Origin of the sequence: Rhodococcus sp. AH-ZY2 (assembly GCF_030916465.1) — a bacterium.
GTDB lineage: Bacteria > Actinomycetota > Actinomycetes > Mycobacteriales > Mycobacteriaceae > Rhodococcus > Rhodococcus ruber.
On the sequence record NZ_CP126458.1, the window covers coordinates 1,161,539 to 1,176,762 of the forward strand.

At 73.3% G+C, this 15,224-nt stretch carries 15 protein-coding genes; 11 read left to right on the forward strand and 4 right to left on the reverse strand.

Going from position 1 to position 15,224, the window contains the following annotated elements:
* The first annotated feature begins 144 nt into the window (after positions 1-144).
* The 3 genes from QNA09_RS06460 (at position 145) to QNA09_RS06470 (ending at position 3,322) form a co-directional block, all read left to right on the forward strand.
* Positions 145-1,728, forward strand: coding sequence for an alpha/beta hydrolase (locus QNA09_RS06460; protein WP_017681747.1), 1,584 nt, complete (start codon positions 145-147; stop codon positions 1,726-1,728).
* Positions 1,725-2,210 carry a hypothetical protein gene (locus QNA09_RS06465; RefSeq protein ID WP_026138004.1) on the forward strand — a complete coding sequence of 162 codons (486 nt, stop codon included), beginning with the start codon at positions 1,725-1,727 and terminating at the stop codon, positions 2,208-2,210. The genes QNA09_RS06460 and QNA09_RS06465 overlap by 4 nt, the downstream gene beginning before the upstream one ends.
* 122 nt (positions 2,211-2,332) lie before the next feature.
* Complete coding sequence (locus tag QNA09_RS06470; RefSeq protein WP_010592377.1) at positions 2,333-3,322, forward strand: hypothetical protein; 990 nt, start codon at positions 2,333-2,335, stop codon at positions 3,320-3,322.
* A gap of 24 nt (positions 3,323-3,346) precedes the next feature.
* On the opposite strand, the gene QNA09_RS06475 is transcribed toward QNA09_RS06470, so the two are convergent.
* The 4 genes from QNA09_RS06475 to QNA09_RS06490 are packed head-to-tail and all read right to left on the reverse strand — an operon-like array spanning position 3,347 to position 6,808.
* A complete protein-coding gene (locus QNA09_RS06475; RefSeq protein ID WP_010592376.1) occupies positions 3,347-4,324 on the reverse strand; it encodes a glycerate kinase in 978 nt (325 codons plus the stop codon).
* The gene (locus tag QNA09_RS06480) at positions 4,306-5,244 is read right to left on the reverse strand and encodes a hydroxymethylglutaryl-CoA lyase (protein ID WP_051059617.1); all 939 of its coding nucleotides are present in this window, start codon (positions 5,242-5,244) and stop codon (positions 4,306-4,308) included. Before QNA09_RS06480 ends, QNA09_RS06475 begins: the two co-directional genes overlap by 19 nt.
* Before the next feature lie 26 nt (positions 5,245-5,270).
* The gene (locus QNA09_RS06485) at positions 5,271-6,497 is read right to left on the reverse strand and encodes a CaiB/BaiF CoA-transferase family protein (protein WP_017682394.1); all 1,227 of its coding nucleotides are present in this window, start codon (positions 6,495-6,497) and stop codon (positions 5,271-5,273) included.
* Positions 6,494-6,808 carry a hypothetical protein gene (locus QNA09_RS06490; RefSeq protein WP_308072328.1) on the reverse strand — a complete coding sequence of 105 codons (315 nt, stop codon included), beginning with the start codon at positions 6,806-6,808 and terminating at the stop codon, positions 6,494-6,496. Before QNA09_RS06490 ends, QNA09_RS06485 begins: the two co-directional genes overlap by 4 nt.
* A gap of 80 nt (positions 6,809-6,888) precedes the next feature.
* Between QNA09_RS06490 and QNA09_RS06495 the strand changes: the two genes are divergently transcribed.
* From QNA09_RS06495 to QNA09_RS06530, 8 genes are all read left to right on the forward strand, one after another.
* Positions 6,889-7,080 carry a hypothetical protein gene (locus QNA09_RS06495; protein ID WP_010592373.1) on the forward strand — a complete coding sequence of 64 codons (192 nt, stop codon included), beginning with the start codon at positions 6,889-6,891 and terminating at the stop codon, positions 7,078-7,080.
* Between the two features lie 169 nt (positions 7,081-7,249).
* Positions 7,250-7,492: a helix-turn-helix transcriptional regulator gene (locus tag QNA09_RS06500; RefSeq protein ID WP_119699569.1), complete on the forward strand. Its 243-nt coding sequence runs from the start codon at positions 7,250-7,252 to the stop codon at positions 7,490-7,492.
* Between the two features lie 5 nt (positions 7,493-7,497).
* Positions 7,498-8,733 carry a type II toxin-antitoxin system HipA family toxin gene (locus QNA09_RS06505; RefSeq protein WP_010592371.1) on the forward strand — a complete coding sequence of 412 codons (1,236 nt, stop codon included), beginning with the start codon at positions 7,498-7,500 and terminating at the stop codon, positions 8,731-8,733.
* Between the two features lie 105 nt (positions 8,734-8,838).
* On the forward strand, positions 8,839-10,923 hold the full coding sequence (locus QNA09_RS06510) for a hypothetical protein (RefSeq protein ID WP_017681885.1): 2,085 nt from the start codon (positions 8,839-8,841) through the stop codon (positions 10,921-10,923).
* A 4-nt stretch (positions 10,924-10,927) separates the two neighbouring features.
* Complete coding sequence (locus QNA09_RS06515) at positions 10,928-12,583, forward strand: NERD domain-containing protein (RefSeq protein ID WP_017681884.1); 1,656 nt, start codon at positions 10,928-10,930, stop codon at positions 12,581-12,583.
* Positions 12,580-13,203 (forward strand): hypothetical protein, encoded by a 624-nt coding sequence (locus tag QNA09_RS06520; RefSeq protein WP_010592368.1) that lies wholly within the window; start codon positions 12,580-12,582, stop codon positions 13,201-13,203. Before QNA09_RS06515 ends, QNA09_RS06520 begins: the two co-directional genes overlap by 4 nt.
* 12 nt (positions 13,204-13,215) lie before the next feature.
* Complete coding sequence (locus tag QNA09_RS06525) at positions 13,216-14,190, forward strand: hypothetical protein (RefSeq protein WP_010592367.1); 975 nt, start codon at positions 13,216-13,218, stop codon at positions 14,188-14,190.
* A gap of 34 nt (positions 14,191-14,224) precedes the next feature.
* The gene (locus QNA09_RS06530) at positions 14,225-15,148 is read left to right on the forward strand and encodes a LysR substrate-binding domain-containing protein (protein ID WP_010592366.1); all 924 of its coding nucleotides are present in this window, start codon (positions 14,225-14,227) and stop codon (positions 15,146-15,148) included.
* Positions 15,149-15,224 lie beyond the last annotated feature (76 nt).

Here is a 15,224-nt window from a genome sequence, read left to right on the forward strand (position 1 = left end):
GGGGGCGGACGGCGTCCGGCCGCCCGTGCCGGTCGCGAGTTGTCCACACCCGGAACGTTTCTCCACAGTTCGCCCGCCGCAGGGTCGCATCGCGCCGCGGCGGGCGCGCGGCCGGTTAGGCTGCCGCGCCAGGGGGGTGGATCGATGGATCTTCGGCAGTTGCAGCAGTGGGACCCGGATGCACTGGACGGTCTCGGCACGGTGCTGGACCGGCACGCGGGGGAACTCGAGCGGATCGGGACACAGATCACCGGACGGTTCGGCGGACAGTGGTCGGGCATCGCCCACGCCGCCGCCGAGCGGCGGATCGGTGACGTCGCCGAGCAGATCGCGCGGCGGTCCGACGCGTATCGCGAGGTGAGCCGCTGCGCGACATCGTGCGCACCGCGGCTGCGGGCGCTGCGCGCGGAACTCGACGACGCCACCCGCTGGGCCCGGGACCGGGCCTTGACGGTGCGGGACGACGGAACCGTCACGGCCGGCCCGGGACCGGACGCGGACTCGCACCGGCACGAGGCCGAGGCCCGCATCCGGGCGGTCCTCGACCGGGCCGAGGCGCTCGATCGGTGGGCCGCGGCCGATCTCGCCGGGACGGTGCACGAACCGGCGTCCCGTCCGCTCGGTTTCGGTGCCGTGCGCGCTGCACCCGCACCCACCGCCGTGGTGCCGCCAGCCGGGACGGCCGCGGCCGAGGTGGCGGCATGGTGGGCCGGACTCGACGACGGCGAGCGCACGTGGCTCGCCGCCTCGGCGCCCGAGCGGATCGGCAACCTCGACGGGGTGCCCGCCGCGGTGCGGGACCTGGCCAACCGCGCGCAGCTGGCGGCCGAACGGCACCGGCTCGAGGCGGTCGCCGCCCGCTTGCAGGCCCAGCTCGACGCCGCTCCGTTCGGCGGACTGACGAGCAACGCCGACGCCGGGCTCGCCCAGACCCGCAACAAGATCGCCGCGCTCGACGCCGTCGAGGTGGCGCTGTCCCGGCCGGCACGGCAGTTGCTGACTCTCGACCTCTCGGGCCGCGAAGCGATGGCCGCCGTGGCGGTCGGAGATGTCGACACCGCCGACCACGTCACCGTCTTCACCCCGGGCGCCGGGTCCACCGTGCAGGGCCATCTCGCCGGATACGACAGCCGGATGGCGGCGCTGAAGGACGAGACCGAGCGCCAACTGCAGGCGGCGGGCCGCGGCGCCGAGTCGGTCGCCGCCGTGACCTGGCTGAACTATCAGGTGCCGCAATGGGGCTGGGGCCTCGCCCGCACCGAGTCGAGCCCGGTCTCCGACCTCGCCGCGGTCCGCGCCGCCCCGCGGCTCGCCGGATTCCTCGACGGCCTGCGCGCCGAGCGGGATCCGCACGTGACCGCAGTCGGTCACTCCTACGGCGCTCTCGCCACCGGGCTGGCGCTGCAGCAGGGCGTCGGTGTGGATGCCGCCGTGTTCCTCGGCGCCCCGGGCATCGGCACCGACGACGTCGCCGAACTGGGGGTGCCACCGGGCGCGGCGTACCTCGTCGAGGCCGACCGCGACCCGGTCGGGGACCTCGGCACGTTCGACGGCGATCCGAGTTTCCTCGACGGGGTGACCCAGCTGTCGAGCGACGCCGGGCCGGACGCGTCCGGCCGGCCGCGTCTCGGCTCGACCGGGCACAGCGAGTACCTGAACGACGGCACGATGAGCCTGTACAACGTCGCCGCGGTCGCCGGCGGGCTCACGGATCGAGTGGTGCGATGAGGGGGGTGCGGCTCGGTGTGCCGATGCTGGCGCTGGTGGTCGCCGGGTGCGCGGGTGGACCGTTCCCCGTCGCCGTGCCCGAGCCGGTGGCCGCGGACCGCGCCGGTGCCGTCGAGTACTACACCCGGGTCCGGCACGACGCGACCGCCGCCCTGTCACGCGCATTCCCGGAGATGCAGTTCCGGCAGTCGACCCGGGGGACGACGGGTTACTGCGAACTGCCCGACGGCTCGGCGGGCACCACGGTGTTCCTCCCCGCGCTGCTCTCCGATCGGCCCGTGCCGGCCGGGCAGCTGGAGCGGGCGGCACGGGTGTTCGAGGAATCGTTGGCGGGCAGCGGATTCCACGGCTCCCGGTCCATACCGGTCGGGACGGGGCTCGAGATCCGGATGTTTGCCGCGGACGGTTCCGTCATCGCGTTCGGCAGCAATCTCGCCGCGACGGTGGGGCTGACGGTGGGGTGTTACCCCGAGCCGCCGTAGTCCGGGCTCGTCCGGCACCGCCCGCGCGGTTGCTCGACCGCGGCGTGTCCCTTCTCGCTCGCGGTGTCCCCACCTCGCCGTGCGTTAGGCTCGAGCCTCGTCCCGTCGGCGAAAGGGCAGTGATGCGTGCGGTGCTCGGCGTCGCGATCGATGCCGGTGAGGTCTGTGCGGTGCTCGTGGACGCCGACGTTCCGGTCCTCGGCCCGTTCGACACGCAACGCTGGCCCGTGGGGGACCGTGCCGAAGCTGAGGCGGTGAGCCGGGCGTTCACGGCGATGACCGAGCGTGCCGCGCGGGCGGAGGTGCACTTCACCCGAGCCGGACTGGTGGCACCCGCGACGGTCGTCCCGGACTCCGGGACGACCGAGGTGCGGACCGTGGGGATCGACGAAGCCCGGCTGGCCTTCCTCGCTGCGGCCCCGGAGCTCGACGGTGTGCGGACGGTGGTCCTGATCGGCCCCGACGATGCGACCGTGCGCGTGTCGGTCGCCGACATCCGCTCGGGTGCGGTGCTCGCGTCGGTTGCCGTGGCGGAGGACGACTTCGGTCAGATCGCGCTCGCACTACCGGAGGCCGCCGGCGAGGCCGGGGCGCTCGCCGGTGTCGCACCGGAGGCGCTGGTGTTCCCGGACCTGCGCCCCGGCGACGTCGCCGCCGCCCGTGCGCTCGCGGCGGCGCTCGGCGTGCCGTTCGTGACGCCGCACGGCGGGCCGTGGCACCGGGCCACCGGAGCCGCGCTCGTGGCCGCACGCACCGAACCGCTACCGGCGCCCTCGTCGCCGTCGTCACGGCGGGTCGCGCTGCTGGCGGCGGTCGTCGTCGCGCTGGCCGTCCTGCTCGGCGGCGGGCTGGCCGTCGCCATCGGTGGGGCCGGCCCGTCCGAACCGCCGCGTCCGGCCGACGCCGCCCGGTTCGTGCCCGCCCCCTCGGCCGGCCCCGGCCCGGACACCGGGGCGCCGACCGCGGTCCCGTGCCCGGGGCGCGACACTCCGCAGGTCCGGCCCGCGGGCTGGTCGATGCGGGCGTCCGACCCGGATCCCGGCCCCCACCCCGACTCGACGTCGCCGTCCGTCACCGCACCGCCGTCCGTCACCGCACCGCCGTGCGAATGACGTTCCTTCCCGGTCGCGACCGAGTCAGCCGAGGCGTGCGAGCCGGGCACCGGCCGCGCGCAGGGCGTCGAGATCGGTGGCGATCATGATCTCCGCGAACCGGTCCCGGTAGTCACCGAGGTCGTCGCCCACGGATCCCACCACCGCCACGACCGGCGCCGCGTGCACCCGGGCGAGGATCGCCGAGACGATCTTTCCCGAGCGGGACTGCCCGTCGAGGCGTCCTTCGCCGACGACGACGAGGTCGGCGCCGGCGAGTGCGGTGTCGAACCCGAGCGCGTCGAGCACGAAGTCGGCTCCCGAGCGCAGATCCGCGCCGAACTGCGCCCACATGCCGCCGGCGAAACCCCCGGCCGCGCCGGTCCCGTCCACCTCCCGCGGATCACGCGGCAACGTCACGGCCGCGTCCTCGAGGCGGCGGGTGAGCCGTTCCACGGTTGTCGCGTCCGCGCCCTTCTGCGGGCCGAACACCCGCGCGGCGTCGGTGTAGCGGGTGGTCACGTCCGTCAGTACCGTGACGGTGGCGGTACCCAGGCCGCCGGCGTCCATGACGGCGGCGATCGCACCGAGCCCACCGTCGGTCGTGGCCGATCCTCCCGCCGCGACGACGACGTGCGTGGCGCCGCGCCGCACGGCCTCGGCCATCGCCAGCCCGGTGCCGTAGGTGTCCGCCGTCATCGGATCGCGGAAGCCCTTGTGCGGTGTGGTGATTCCGCTGAAGGTGGCGAGCTCGACGACCGCGGTGCCGTCCTCGCCGAGCCCGAACGAACCCGCACACGGGGCGCGCCACGGATTGACGGAGTCGATCTCGATCAGCTCGAGACCGAGCGGGCCGGTGAGCACCGCGAGGGTGCCGTCGCCGCCGTCGGCGACCGGCATCCGGATCGTCTCGAGCCCGGCCGATTCCGCGCCCGCCGCCACGGCGTCGGCCACCTCGGCGGCGCGGTACGTGCCCTTGAAACTGTCCGGGGCGATCAGCACCTTCACCGCCGCACCACCCATTCGAACGCCGCGGCCTCGGATCGGGCACCCTGCGCGGCGCGGGCGCGGTTCGGCTCGCCCAGCTCGGTGACGACGGACTCGCCCAGCCGGACCAGGTCGGCGAACACCGGCGGGGTCAGCCACGCGGGCCGGGTGGCGAAGAGCAGGTCCTCGCTCGCGGTGTTGCCGCTCGCGCCGGGTGCGAAGGGGCAACCACCGAGTCCGCCGAGCGAGCCGTCCACCACCGCGGCGCCCGCCTCGATCGCGGCGAGGCTGTTGGCGACGCCCAGGCCCCAGGTGTCGTGGCCGTGGAAGACGATGCGGCGGGCGGGGGAGTCCGCACGTACCCGGGACACCAGCGCCGTGACCTGCGCGGGCACGGCCTGACCGAGGGTATCGGCGAGGACGATGTCGGCGGCGCCGTCGGCGCGCGGGTCGCACGCGATCTCGAGCACCCGGTCGGGGTCGACGGGCCCGTCGAACGGGCACGTGAATGCAGTGGCGAGGCAGAGCTGGATGGTGCCGCCGGCGGCGCGGGTGTGTTCCACCGCGGCGGGCATCGCGGCGAGGCTCGCGTCGGTGTCCCGTCCGATGTTGGCGCGGTTGTGGGCGTCCGACACCGACAGGCAGTACTGGAAGTGCCGGGCGCCGGCGGCGGCCGCCTTCTCCACGTGCCGCGGCGTGGCCACCCAGATGTAGCAGCGGTCGAGTTCCTCGGGGGTGAGCATCCCGATCAGCTCGACCGTGCCGGCCATCGGCGGGACCAGGTCGGGCCGGGCCATCGAGCCGATCTCGAGCTGCGGCACGCCGGCGGCCAGCAGGGCGCGGACGATCTGCGCCTTCCGCTCGGTGGGCAGCACCTTGCCGGTCAGTTGCAGCCCGTCGCGCAGGGTCACGTCGCGCAGCTGCGGTGCCCCGGCACTCACGACACCACCGCTCATCACACCACCGCGCACCACACCGCCACTCACGACACCACCTCCAGGAGCTCGTCGATCTCGGCCTCGGTCCGGCCGAGCAGACCCCCGAGCACCTCGCGGGTGTGTTCGCCCAGATCCGGTCCGACGTGGCGGATGGGCAGCGACCGGCCGCCGAGCACGGGGACGATGCCCGGGAACCCGACCTGCTTCGGCTCGTCCTCGCCGACGTCGACGGCGAAGTGCTGGATCATGTTCCGCGCCCGGTACTGCTCGTCGTCGACGATGTCGGCCGCCGTGTAGATCGGCCCGCTCGGCACCCCCGCGGCGTCGAGGATCCCGAGCACCTCGTCGCGCGGCCGACGCCGCGTCCAGTCGGCGATCGCGGCGTCGAGTTCCTCCCGGCGGGCCCAGCGACCGGCGTTGGTGGCGAGGTCGGGATCGTCGGCGAGGTCGGGTCGCTCGATGGTGCGCATGTAGCGCTGGAAGATGGCGTCCGCGTTCCCGGCGATGATCACGGAGGTGCCGTCCGAGCAGGGATAGGCGTTGGAGGGGGCGATGCCCTCCATGCGGCCGCCCACCCGTTCCCGCCGGACCCCGTAGGCGAGGTAGTCGGGAATCAGCGACTCCATCATCGACAGCATCGACTCGTTCAGGGCGACGTCGACGACCCGGTTCGCCGGCGGCAGCGACCCGATCAGCTGCCGCTGCAGCAGCGCCGTTACCGAGCCGAAGGCCGCGTACAGCCCGGCGATGGAGTCGCCGATCGACACCCCCACCCGCACCGGCGGCCGGTCCGGGTCCCCGACGAGTTCCCGGAACCCGCCCACGGCCTCGGCCACGGCCGCGAATCCGGGACGCTCCGCGAGCGGGCCGGTCTGGCCGAACGCGGAGATCCGGGTGATCACCAGGTCCGGTTTGATCTGCGCGAGCACCTCGGGGCCCATTCCCCACCTCTCCAGGGTGCCGGGCCGGAAGTTCTCGAGCAGCACGTCGCAGTGACGCACCAGATCGAGGATCACGGCCCGGCCCGCCTCGGTGCGCAGGTCCACCACGATGGACTTCTTGTTGCGGTTCACCGTGCGGTACAGCATCGACGTGTCCCCGGCGTACAGGCGCCAGTTGCGCAGTTCGTCGCCGGTGCGGGGCCGTTCGACCTTGATGACCTCCGCGCCGAAGTCGGCGAGCAGCCGGCCCGCGGTGGGCGCGGCGATGTAGTTGCCGAGTTCGAGGACGCGGATGCCTTCGAGAGGGCGCAGGATCTCCTCCGAGTTCATGGGCAACAGTGTGCCCTGTGCTGCGCCGCAGCTTTTTTTTTTTTTTTTTTTTTTTTTTTTTTTTTTTTTTTTTTTTTTTTTTTTTTTTTTTTTTTTTTTTTTTTTTTTTTTTTTTTTTTTTTTTTTCGCAGCGGTGTGCCCTGTGCTGCGCCGCAGCGGTGTGCCCTGTGCTGCGCCGCAGCGGTGTGCCCTGTGCTGCGCCGCAGCGGTGTGCCCTGTGCTGCGCCGCAGCGGTGTGCCCTGTGCTGCGCCGCAGCGGTGTGCCCTGTGCTGCGCCGCAGCGGGTGCGATGCGTTCCCCGTGGTGGACACGCCGCGACCCTCCCGCGCTCGTGTGACCTGGCGCACTATTCTTCCTCTCGGGCAGGGGGCCTCGGGAAGGTGCTTGGGTCATGGTGGTCGCGAAAGTCGTTCTGTGGTGTGCGCTGCTGGTGGGGCTGGTCGGCGCCGGGGTCGCCGTCAACGCGCTGCATGTGCACGGCGCCGTCGGGTCACTGATCGTGGCGTCCGTCGCGGGTCTGGTGCTGCTGCGGCTCCGGCCCGCGGCCCAGCTCGAGGTCGAACCGGAGCGCGTCACACCCTGACCGCCCGCACGCTGGGCTTGCGAGGGCAGGCCGAAGCAGCGGACGCGCGTCGGCAGACGCACCCTCTCCTCCTTGAGCCTGTCATGGCAGGCACAACCCTGGACAACCGCGCGCAGTGGGGGCACACTCGCATCAATGCCTGCCGTCGCAAGCACAGAGAGGAGAGGCCGTGGCCACGCCCCGTCGTCGCGCCCGCACGGGACGCGGCGGTCTCGGTGACCACTTCGTCGACCGTCGGCACCGGCTCGGCCTCACCCAGGCCGAACTGGCCGACCTCGCCGGTGTGTCGCGTTCGAGCGTGCAGTCGCTCGAGTCCGGCCGCGCCACCGTGCAACTCGATCTCGTCGTGGCCATCGCCGACGCGCTGGGCTGCGACCTGACCCTCACCACGCGCGGCGACCGGGCCGGGTGAGCCGGGTGGTCGAACGCCTCGTCGCCGTCGACAGCGCCGACGTGTACAAGGGCGACCGGCTGGCCGGGCACCTCGCCCGGGACGGCCACGATGTCGTGTTCCGGTACGCGCAGGACTACCTCGACGATCCGGCCGCCCCCGCCCTCGCGTGGACGGTGCCGAAGACCGCGGAGGAGGTCCGCGCCGGCGGCGGCAGCGTGCCCCCGTTCTTCGCCGGCCTGCTGCCCGAAGGCATCCGGCTCCGCGGCGCCGTCGCCGCCACCAAGACCTCCGAAGACGACCACCTCACCATTCTCATGGCGGTCGGCGCGGACACCATCGGCGATGTGCGGGTGCTCCCCGCCGGCGCCCGGCCCCCGACGTCGACGCTCCTGCTGGACCCGGAGGCCGTCCGGCGTGAGGACCTGCACGAGCTGTTCGACCGGATCTCCGGCCACGAGTCCGTCGTCCTCGACCCGACCTCCCTGCCGGGAGTGCAGGCGAAGGTGTCGGCCCAGATGTACTCCGCCCCCGTCGCGACGGTGCAGGGCCCCGCCATCCTCAAACTCGCACCGCCCCGCGGCTACCCCCGCCTGGTCGAGAACGAGCACTTCTTCATGGGTCTCGCGACCGCCTGCGGCCTCGCCGTCGCCGGACACCAGCTGGTCTACGACCGCAGGGGCAACGCGGGACTGCTCGTCGCCCGCTTCGACCGATGGATCGGTCCCGGCCACACCGTCCACCGCACCGCGCAGGAGGACGCCTGCCAGGTCCTCGGTGTCTACCCGGCGGCCAAGTACCGGCTGAAGACCGAACGCGTCGTCGAGGCGCTGGCCGCCGCGTGCGAGCGCGGCGGCGGATCGGCCCGCGTCGCGACCCTCGAACTGCTGCGGCTGGTGGCGTACTCGTACGCCGTCGGCAACGGCGACCTGCACGGGAAGAACTTCTCCATCCGCCTCACCGAGGCCGGGCTGTGGGCCGTCACCCCGGCCTACGACCTCCTGTGCACCCAGCCCTACCTCGGTTGGCGCGACCCGATGGCCCTCGACCTGTACGGCAAGGGCAACAAGCTCACCCGCCGCCACTTCGTCGAGTCCGGCGGCCGGCTCGGGGTGCCCGAACGCGCCGTCACCCGGATGCTCGACGGGATCCGGCGCGGGATCGCCGGGGGCCTCGACCGTCTCCCCGAGATCGGGTTCGGTGAGCGGGACACGGCCCGGCTGCGGGACATGCTGGTCCGGCGCGCCGACGAACTCGGCTGATCCGGTCGTCGTGCATCGGCCGGACCGCCGGCCGGTAGAGTCCCCGGCGGGCGTCCCGCACGAGACCGCGGTCGCCAGTCGCGCATCGAAGAGGAGCACCGGGTCGTGTCGCTGTGGTCGACTGCACTGTCCCCCGGGATGCTCAGCGAGTACGTCTGGATCGACCTGATGCCGTGGCTCGACCGGTACGGCTCGGCCCGCAACGCGCAACTGGCCGCCCTCGCACCCGACGAGCGCTGGTGGGAACGCCGGTCCCCGGCGGAGACCGCCGCCTCCGCCGACGTCGTGGCGATCTGTGGGGAACTGGCCCGCATCTACGTCACCGAGCATCCCGATCTGGTGTTCTCCGCGGGCATCGCCGACACCGTCGACGTCCCCGTCGCCGCGCTCGGTCTCGGCACCCGGGCCGCCGCCACCGTCGCGCGGCTGCCCCGCGCCGCGACCACCGCCGGTCTGCTCGGCTACACGCCCGCCGCGTTGTTCTCCGTGCGCGGCGCGGGCCCGGAGACCGTGCACCAGATCGTGCAGGCCGTCCTCGTCCTCGCCATCCTGCGGGATCCGGCGTCGCTGCGAGTGGCGACCGACGCCCCCACGCTCCCGCCCGCGTTGTCGCTGCTGCTCGACGACCTCGTCGCGCTCGCACGGTGGCGCGCGCTGCGCGCCGACCCGGACCGGCCGCTGGTGCGGGTCGAACTCGAGGACGGCACCCCCGAGGAGATCCAGCAGGTCGCCGCGCGCATCGCCGCCCTGACCGCCCGCGACCTGCCGGTGCCCGCGCCGCAGCGGGCCCTCGACGAGCTCGCCGCGTACGTCGCCGGGCTGTCCGCACCCGAGCGTGACGCGATCCGCCGCCGGGTGCTCGGCGACGAGCCACCGGACCCGGACGCTCCGTCGACCTTCGCGTTCGGCACCGCCGTCGGCGATCTGCTCGCGGCGCTGCGCGTCGATGTCCGCCCCGTCGCCGCCCTCGAGCGGATCCTGGGGTTGCGACCGGAGCTGGCCCAGCCCGTCCCGGGACTCGACGTGCCGCTGTGGCGGGCGCTCGCGCGCCTCGACGATCGCTTCGAGGTGGCCGACGGGTGGGTCGCGGTCCCGGGCCTCCCCGAAGCCGAGCGCCACACCCACGCGCTGCTCGCCGAGTTCGAATCCCCGAACGGGGTCGTCGAACCCGCAGCCGTCGCCGTCGTGTGGAACCTGCCCGCCGCGGAATTCGCCGCGTGGCTGCACCGGTGCGGCGTCCCGATGTTCGAGGGCCGTGCTCTGACCCGGCAGTCCGCGTTCGCCGATCACGCCGCCGCGGTGCTCGAGGTGATCGGGGATCCGCTCACGGCCGCGGAGCTCGTCGACCGCATGGGCACCCCCGCCGGTCCCGCCGCCGTGATCGACGCGATGGGCGCCGACGAGCGGTTCTCGCTCGCCGAGAACGGCCGGTGGTCGCTCACCGAATGGGAGACCGACGAGGCGGGCGCGGTGCGCGGCCGCATCGCCCGGATCGTCGACGCCGACGGCGGCTCCGCCGACCTCGACCGTGTCGTCGACCGTCTGGTCGAACGCTTCGGGGTGTCGCCGACCAGCGCCCGGATCTTCGCCGGCAGCGGCGACTTCGAGATCGTCGACGGCCGGGTGCGCCGGCGCCGTCGCACCCACGTGAGCGTCAAGCCCCCGCACCGCACCCGCCGGCTCTACCGCCTCGGCGACGTGTGGCGGCTGCGGGTCACCGCCACGCGGGACCACCTGCGCGGCGCCGATTTCCCGGTGCCGTCCGCGGTCGCGGGCGTCATCGGCTGCGCCCCGGGACGCGAGGTCGCCCTGTCGTCCCGGCTGGGCACCCAGGTCGTGCGCTGGACGGGTGCGTCCCCGCATCTCGGCAGCGTGCGACGGTTCCTCGAGGATCTCGGAGTGGACGAGGGCAACGAGATGTTCCTCGAGTTCCACCCCGGCGGACGGTTCGACGTGCTCCCGCTGCGCACCGTCGCCGACAACGCCGAACCGCTGCGCAAGGCACTCGCCCTCATCGGCCACTCGGCCCCGGAGATCGTGCCGGAGGAGGGCGTCGCGCCGGCCTTCGCGGCCGCCGTCGGTCTGGGCGACGAGACCCGCCCGCGCCGGGTGCTCAGTGCCTACCGGGCCCGGCACGAGGCCGAAGTGACCGCATTGCTCGAGCAGGCGTGGGTGCGCGTGCCAAGCTGAGCGCATGCCGATCCGCAGACCCGAGCGCCCACTGCTGGCGAACGACGCCGAACGCCTCGTCTGGGAGGCACTCGTCCGGCAGCTCGGCGACGGGGATCTCGTCGCGGCGGGCCTGCGGGTCACCGACCACCTCAAGGACCACGAGATCGACTTCGTCGTCGCGCTCGAGGGCCACGGCATCGTGTGCCTCGAGGTCAAGGGTGGTCAGGTGTGGCACGACGGCTTCCAGTGGGTGCAGGCCCGGCAGGGCAAGGACCGGTCGATCGATCCGGTCCGGCAGGTGCTCCAGTCCTGCTACGCGTTGCGGCGCTACGTCGAGGCCGATCCTCGCTGGACGCAGGGCCGGCTGCGCTGGGACCACTTCGTCGTCCTGCCCCACACCGAGATCCGCGCCGACTTCGCCCTGCCCGAGTGTCCGCGGTGGAAGGTGATCGATCGCAACGACCTCGGCAGCATCGCCGAACGACTGCGGGCGGTGCTCGACAAGCAGGAGCTCGACCGGCCGGCCCTCACCGCCGACGGCGTCGACCGGTTCGCCGAGGTCCTCGCGGGCCGGGGCCTGCCGCAGCGCGACGTGGTCTCGCGCGCCGTCGCCAACGAGGACGCCGCGGACCGGCTCACCGAGCAGCAGGCCGTCATCCTCGACGCGACCCGCCTGCTGACCCGTGTCGAGGTGCGCGGCGGCGCCGGCACGGGGAAGACGTTCCTCGCGCTCGAGCAGGCCCGGCGCCTCGCCGAGCAGCACCAGCGCGTCGCGTTGATCTGCTATTCGCACGGTCTCGCGTCCTACCTGCAGCGGATCACCGCGACGTGGAACCGGAAGAAGCGGCCCGCCTACGTCGGCGAGTTCCACGCCCTCGGCCGGCTGTGGGGTGCGGCCGAAGGCCCCGACGAGGCGCTGCGGACCGCCGACACCGTGCGCTTCTGGGAACACGACCTGCCCGCCCAGATGACGGAACTGGCCCGGTCCCTGCCGGAGGGACAGCGCTTCGACGCGGTCGTCGTCGACGAGGCGCAGGACTTCGCCGACGCCTGGTGGGATCCGATCATGGCCGCCCTGCGCGACGAGGAGACCAGCGGGATCTACGTGTTCACCGACGAAGCGCAGCGGGTGTTCGACCGGGAGGGCCGGCCCCCGGTGCCACTGGTCCCGCTGGTGCTCGACCACAACCTGCGCAACACCCGGCAGATCGCCGGGACCTTCGGTCCGCTCGTCGGGCAGCGCATGCGGCTGCTCGGCGGTGAGGGACCCGACGTGCAGTTCGTCGCGTGCCGCGGCGACGAGGCGCTCGCCGTGGCCGACGACCGGATCGACGCCCTGCTCGACGAGGGCTGGCGGCCCGGCGACGTCGCGCTGCTCGCGACGGGCAGCCGGCACCCGGAGCAGGTGGCGCGGCAGGCCGAGGGCAACGCGGCGTACTGGGACAGCTTCTGGGACACCGAACAGGTCTTCTACGGGCACGTCCTCGGCTTCAAGGGACTCGAGCGCCGGGCGGTGGTGCTCGCGGTGAACGAGACACAGCCGCAGGAGCGTTCCCGCGAGCGGCTGTACGTCGGGCTGTCCCGGGCCCGCGACCAGCTGGTGGTGTGCGGGGACCCGGACTTCGTCCGGCAGGTCGGCGGGCCGGAACTGGCGGCCCGGCTGGGGCTCGGCCGATGAGTCTGCTGCGGGACTGGACCGTGTCGGCGACGGCGGGGGAGTTCGCCGGATTCCTCGTTCCCGCCGTCGTCGGTGCCGTGCTGTTCGACAGTGCCGCGGCATTACCGGCGCTGATGGCCGCCGGTGTCGTCGAGGGGTCGGTGCTGGGCTGGTCGCAGGCGCGGGTGCTGCGACGCCGGCTGCCGGCGATGTCGGTGCGGCGCTGGGTGCTGGGCACGGGCGTCGCCGCGGCGTGCGCCTACCTGCTCGGGATGTCGCCCTCGACGTTCCACGAGACGTGGTCCGCATGGCCGATGGCGCTCCCGATCGCGCTCGGAGTCGTCTTCGGCGTGGCGTTGCTGGCGTCCATCGGATTCGCGCAGTGGCTCGAGCTGCGCCGGCACGTCGCCCGTGCCGGGCGCTGGATCGTGTGGACCGCAGCCGCGTGGCTGGCCGGCCTCACCGTGTTCCTCCTGGTGTGCACCCCGCTGTGGCAACCCGGTCAGCCGTGGTGGCTCGTCGCGGCGATCGGGGTGCTCGGCGGCCTGCTGATGGCGTTCGTGACCGCCCTCGTCACCGGCTACGGCATCCGCCACCTGCTCGCCGCGAAGGATCCTGCTGCGTCCGTCGCGCGCACGTAGCACCATGGAGCCATGACCGACGACGTGCACCTCGAGGAACCGGGTCCCGCCGACGACGCCGTCGCCCGCGCCCTGCGGGCCGCGATCGTCTCGGTGGAGGCCGCCGTCGCGCGGGTGCACGAGCTCTCCGCGGAGATCCTCGAGCTGGTCGGTGCCCCCGACGGTGGGGACGCCGTCGACCATCACAACGCGCTGACCCGGGTGGCGGGGATCCTGGACGGCACCGGCCGGCTGCGCGCTGCAGACTGGGAATCGGTGCGCGGGCTCGGCGACGTCCTCGCCGATCGAGCCGAGCGGCTCCACGCCCACGCCGGACGGCTGCTCGACGGGCTCGCCGTCGACGCACCCGCGCAGGACCGGGTGGCCTGCCTGCAGCAGGCCGTGGCGACCGACCGGCTCGGGGAGACGCTGCAGCTGCTCGTGCTCGTCGAGGACTCGCTGAACCTGTGGCAGCGGCTGCGGCTCGAGCAGGTGCGTACCACCGAACCGGACCGGCTCGAGCACGAACGCGCGACGATCGGCACGTCGCTGGCCGGGCGCGTCGAGCGGGACGTCGCGCTGCTGCTGCGCGCCCGCGCGCGGCTCGCGAGCTACGCGGGCCTCACGCCGTTCGAACTGGTGCGGTGGCTGTCGTCCGCCCGGGTGAAGCGGGACATCGCCCGGTTCCGCACGGACCTGGACGACGTCGCCGCGGCGTTCGGCAGCGCCGCGCAGCGTGCTCTCGAGGCCGAGGACCCGGCGGTGGCCGAGAACCTGGTGGAGCTGGGCAAGCCGGTCCGGGCCGCGGGCGGTGCCCTCGGCGAGAGTGCCCGCACGCTGGGCGACAGTGCCCGCACGCTGGGCGACAGCGCCCGCACCCTGGGCGGCCGGGCGGTCGGGGCGGGCACCACCGGGGTCGGCAAGCTGGGCCGGGGGCTGCACCGGGTCGCCGAGCCCCGCCGGCGGCCGGACGGCGACGTGCCGCTGACGACCGCTCCCGACGCCTGACGGCCCCGGGGCGGACCGCCCATATGATCGATTCATGAGCAGCGATCGGGCGCCGGCCTTCACGATGCGGCAACTGGTCGCCTTCGTCGCCGTCGCCGAGACCGGCACGATCAGCGCGGCGGCCGAACGGTTGCTGGTCTCGCAGTCGGCCGTGTCGCTGGCGGTCACCGAACTCGAGAAGGCCCTCTCGACGCAGCTGTGCGTGCGCCGCCGCGCCCACGGCGTGCAGCTCACGCCGGCCGGGGAGTCGCTCCTGGCCCGGGCGCGGACGCTCCTGCAGCAGGCGAGCGAGATCGAGGACGAGATGCTCGGTTCGGGCGGCGAGCTCGCCGGCCGTCTCGCCATCGGGTGCTACACGACGGTCGGGCCGACGATCCTGCCGCCGATGCTGTCCGAGTTCACCGACCTGCATCCGCGGGTGTCACTCGAGTTCCGGGAGGCGATGGCCGACGAGCTGGCCGAGCGCCTCGAAGGCGGGGCGCTGGACGCGGTGATCACCTACGACCTCGAGCTGCCGCCGACCTGGCGTACCGCCACGCTGATGACGAGACGCCCGGCCCTGGTCGTCGCGGCGGGCCATCGGCTGGCGGCGACGCCCGGCCCGGTGGAGCTGGCGGCGGTGCGGGACGAACCGATGGTGCTGCTCGACGCGGCCCCGGCATCGACCCACGCGCTGCAGGTGTGCGCACGGGCCGGGTTCACGCCCCGGATCGAGTACCGGTCGGCGAACTACGAGACCGTGCGGGCGTACGTCGGCCGGGGCCTGGGCTGGACGATCATGCTGCACCAGCCGCAGGTCAACCGCACCTACGGGGGCCTGAAGATCGTGTTGCTGCCGATCGACGTACCGGCGCTCGATCCGGTGCGGCTGGTCATCGCGTGGCGCCCGGACGTGATCCTGAGCCGTGTGGTGCGCGAGTTCATCTCCTTCGCCACGGTCCGGGTGCCACAGTTGTAGGCGGTGTCTCCTTTGGGCTGCCAGGGCCGCCCGAAAGACACACCACACATTTACTCATAATCATCAACACATTCTT

What these genes read in the sequence shown, in the direction of transcription:
- QNA09_RS06460 (WP_017681747.1), top strand. Translation starts at nt 145, where the DNA reads ATGGATCTTCGGCAGTTGCAGCAGTGGGACCCGGATGCACTGGACGGT.
- QNA09_RS06475 (WP_010592376.1), bottom strand. Translation starts at nt 4,324, where the DNA reads ATGGGTGGTGCGGCGGTGAAGGTGCTGATCGCCCCGGACAGTTTCAAG.
- QNA09_RS06520 (WP_010592368.1), top strand. Translation starts at nt 12,580, where the DNA reads ATGAGTCTGCTGCGGGACTGGACCGTGTCGGCGACGGCGGGGGAGTTC.
- QNA09_RS06485 (WP_017682394.1), bottom strand. Translation starts at nt 6,497, where the DNA reads ATGAACTCGGAGGAGATCCTGCGCCCTCTCGAAGGCATCCGCGTCCTC.
- QNA09_RS06480 (WP_051059617.1), bottom strand. Translation starts at nt 5,244, where the DNA reads ATGAGCGGTGGTGTCGTGAGTGCCGGGGCACCGCAGCTGCGCGACGTG.
- QNA09_RS06525 (WP_010592367.1), top strand. Translation starts at nt 13,216, where the DNA reads ATGACCGACGACGTGCACCTCGAGGAACCGGGTCCCGCCGACGACGCC.
- QNA09_RS06465 (WP_026138004.1), top strand. Translation starts at nt 1,725, where the DNA reads ATGAGGGGGGTGCGGCTCGGTGTGCCGATGCTGGCGCTGGTGGTCGCC.
- QNA09_RS06470 (WP_010592377.1), top strand. Translation starts at nt 2,333, where the DNA reads ATGCGTGCGGTGCTCGGCGTCGCGATCGATGCCGGTGAGGTCTGTGCG.
- QNA09_RS06530 (WP_010592366.1), top strand. Translation starts at nt 14,225, where the DNA reads ATGAGCAGCGATCGGGCGCCGGCCTTCACGATGCGGCAACTGGTCGCC.
- QNA09_RS06515 (WP_017681884.1), top strand. Translation starts at nt 10,928, where the DNA reads ATGCCGATCCGCAGACCCGAGCGCCCACTGCTGGCGAACGACGCCGAA.
- QNA09_RS06495 (WP_010592373.1), top strand. Translation starts at nt 6,889, where the DNA reads ATGGTGGTCGCGAAAGTCGTTCTGTGGTGTGCGCTGCTGGTGGGGCTG.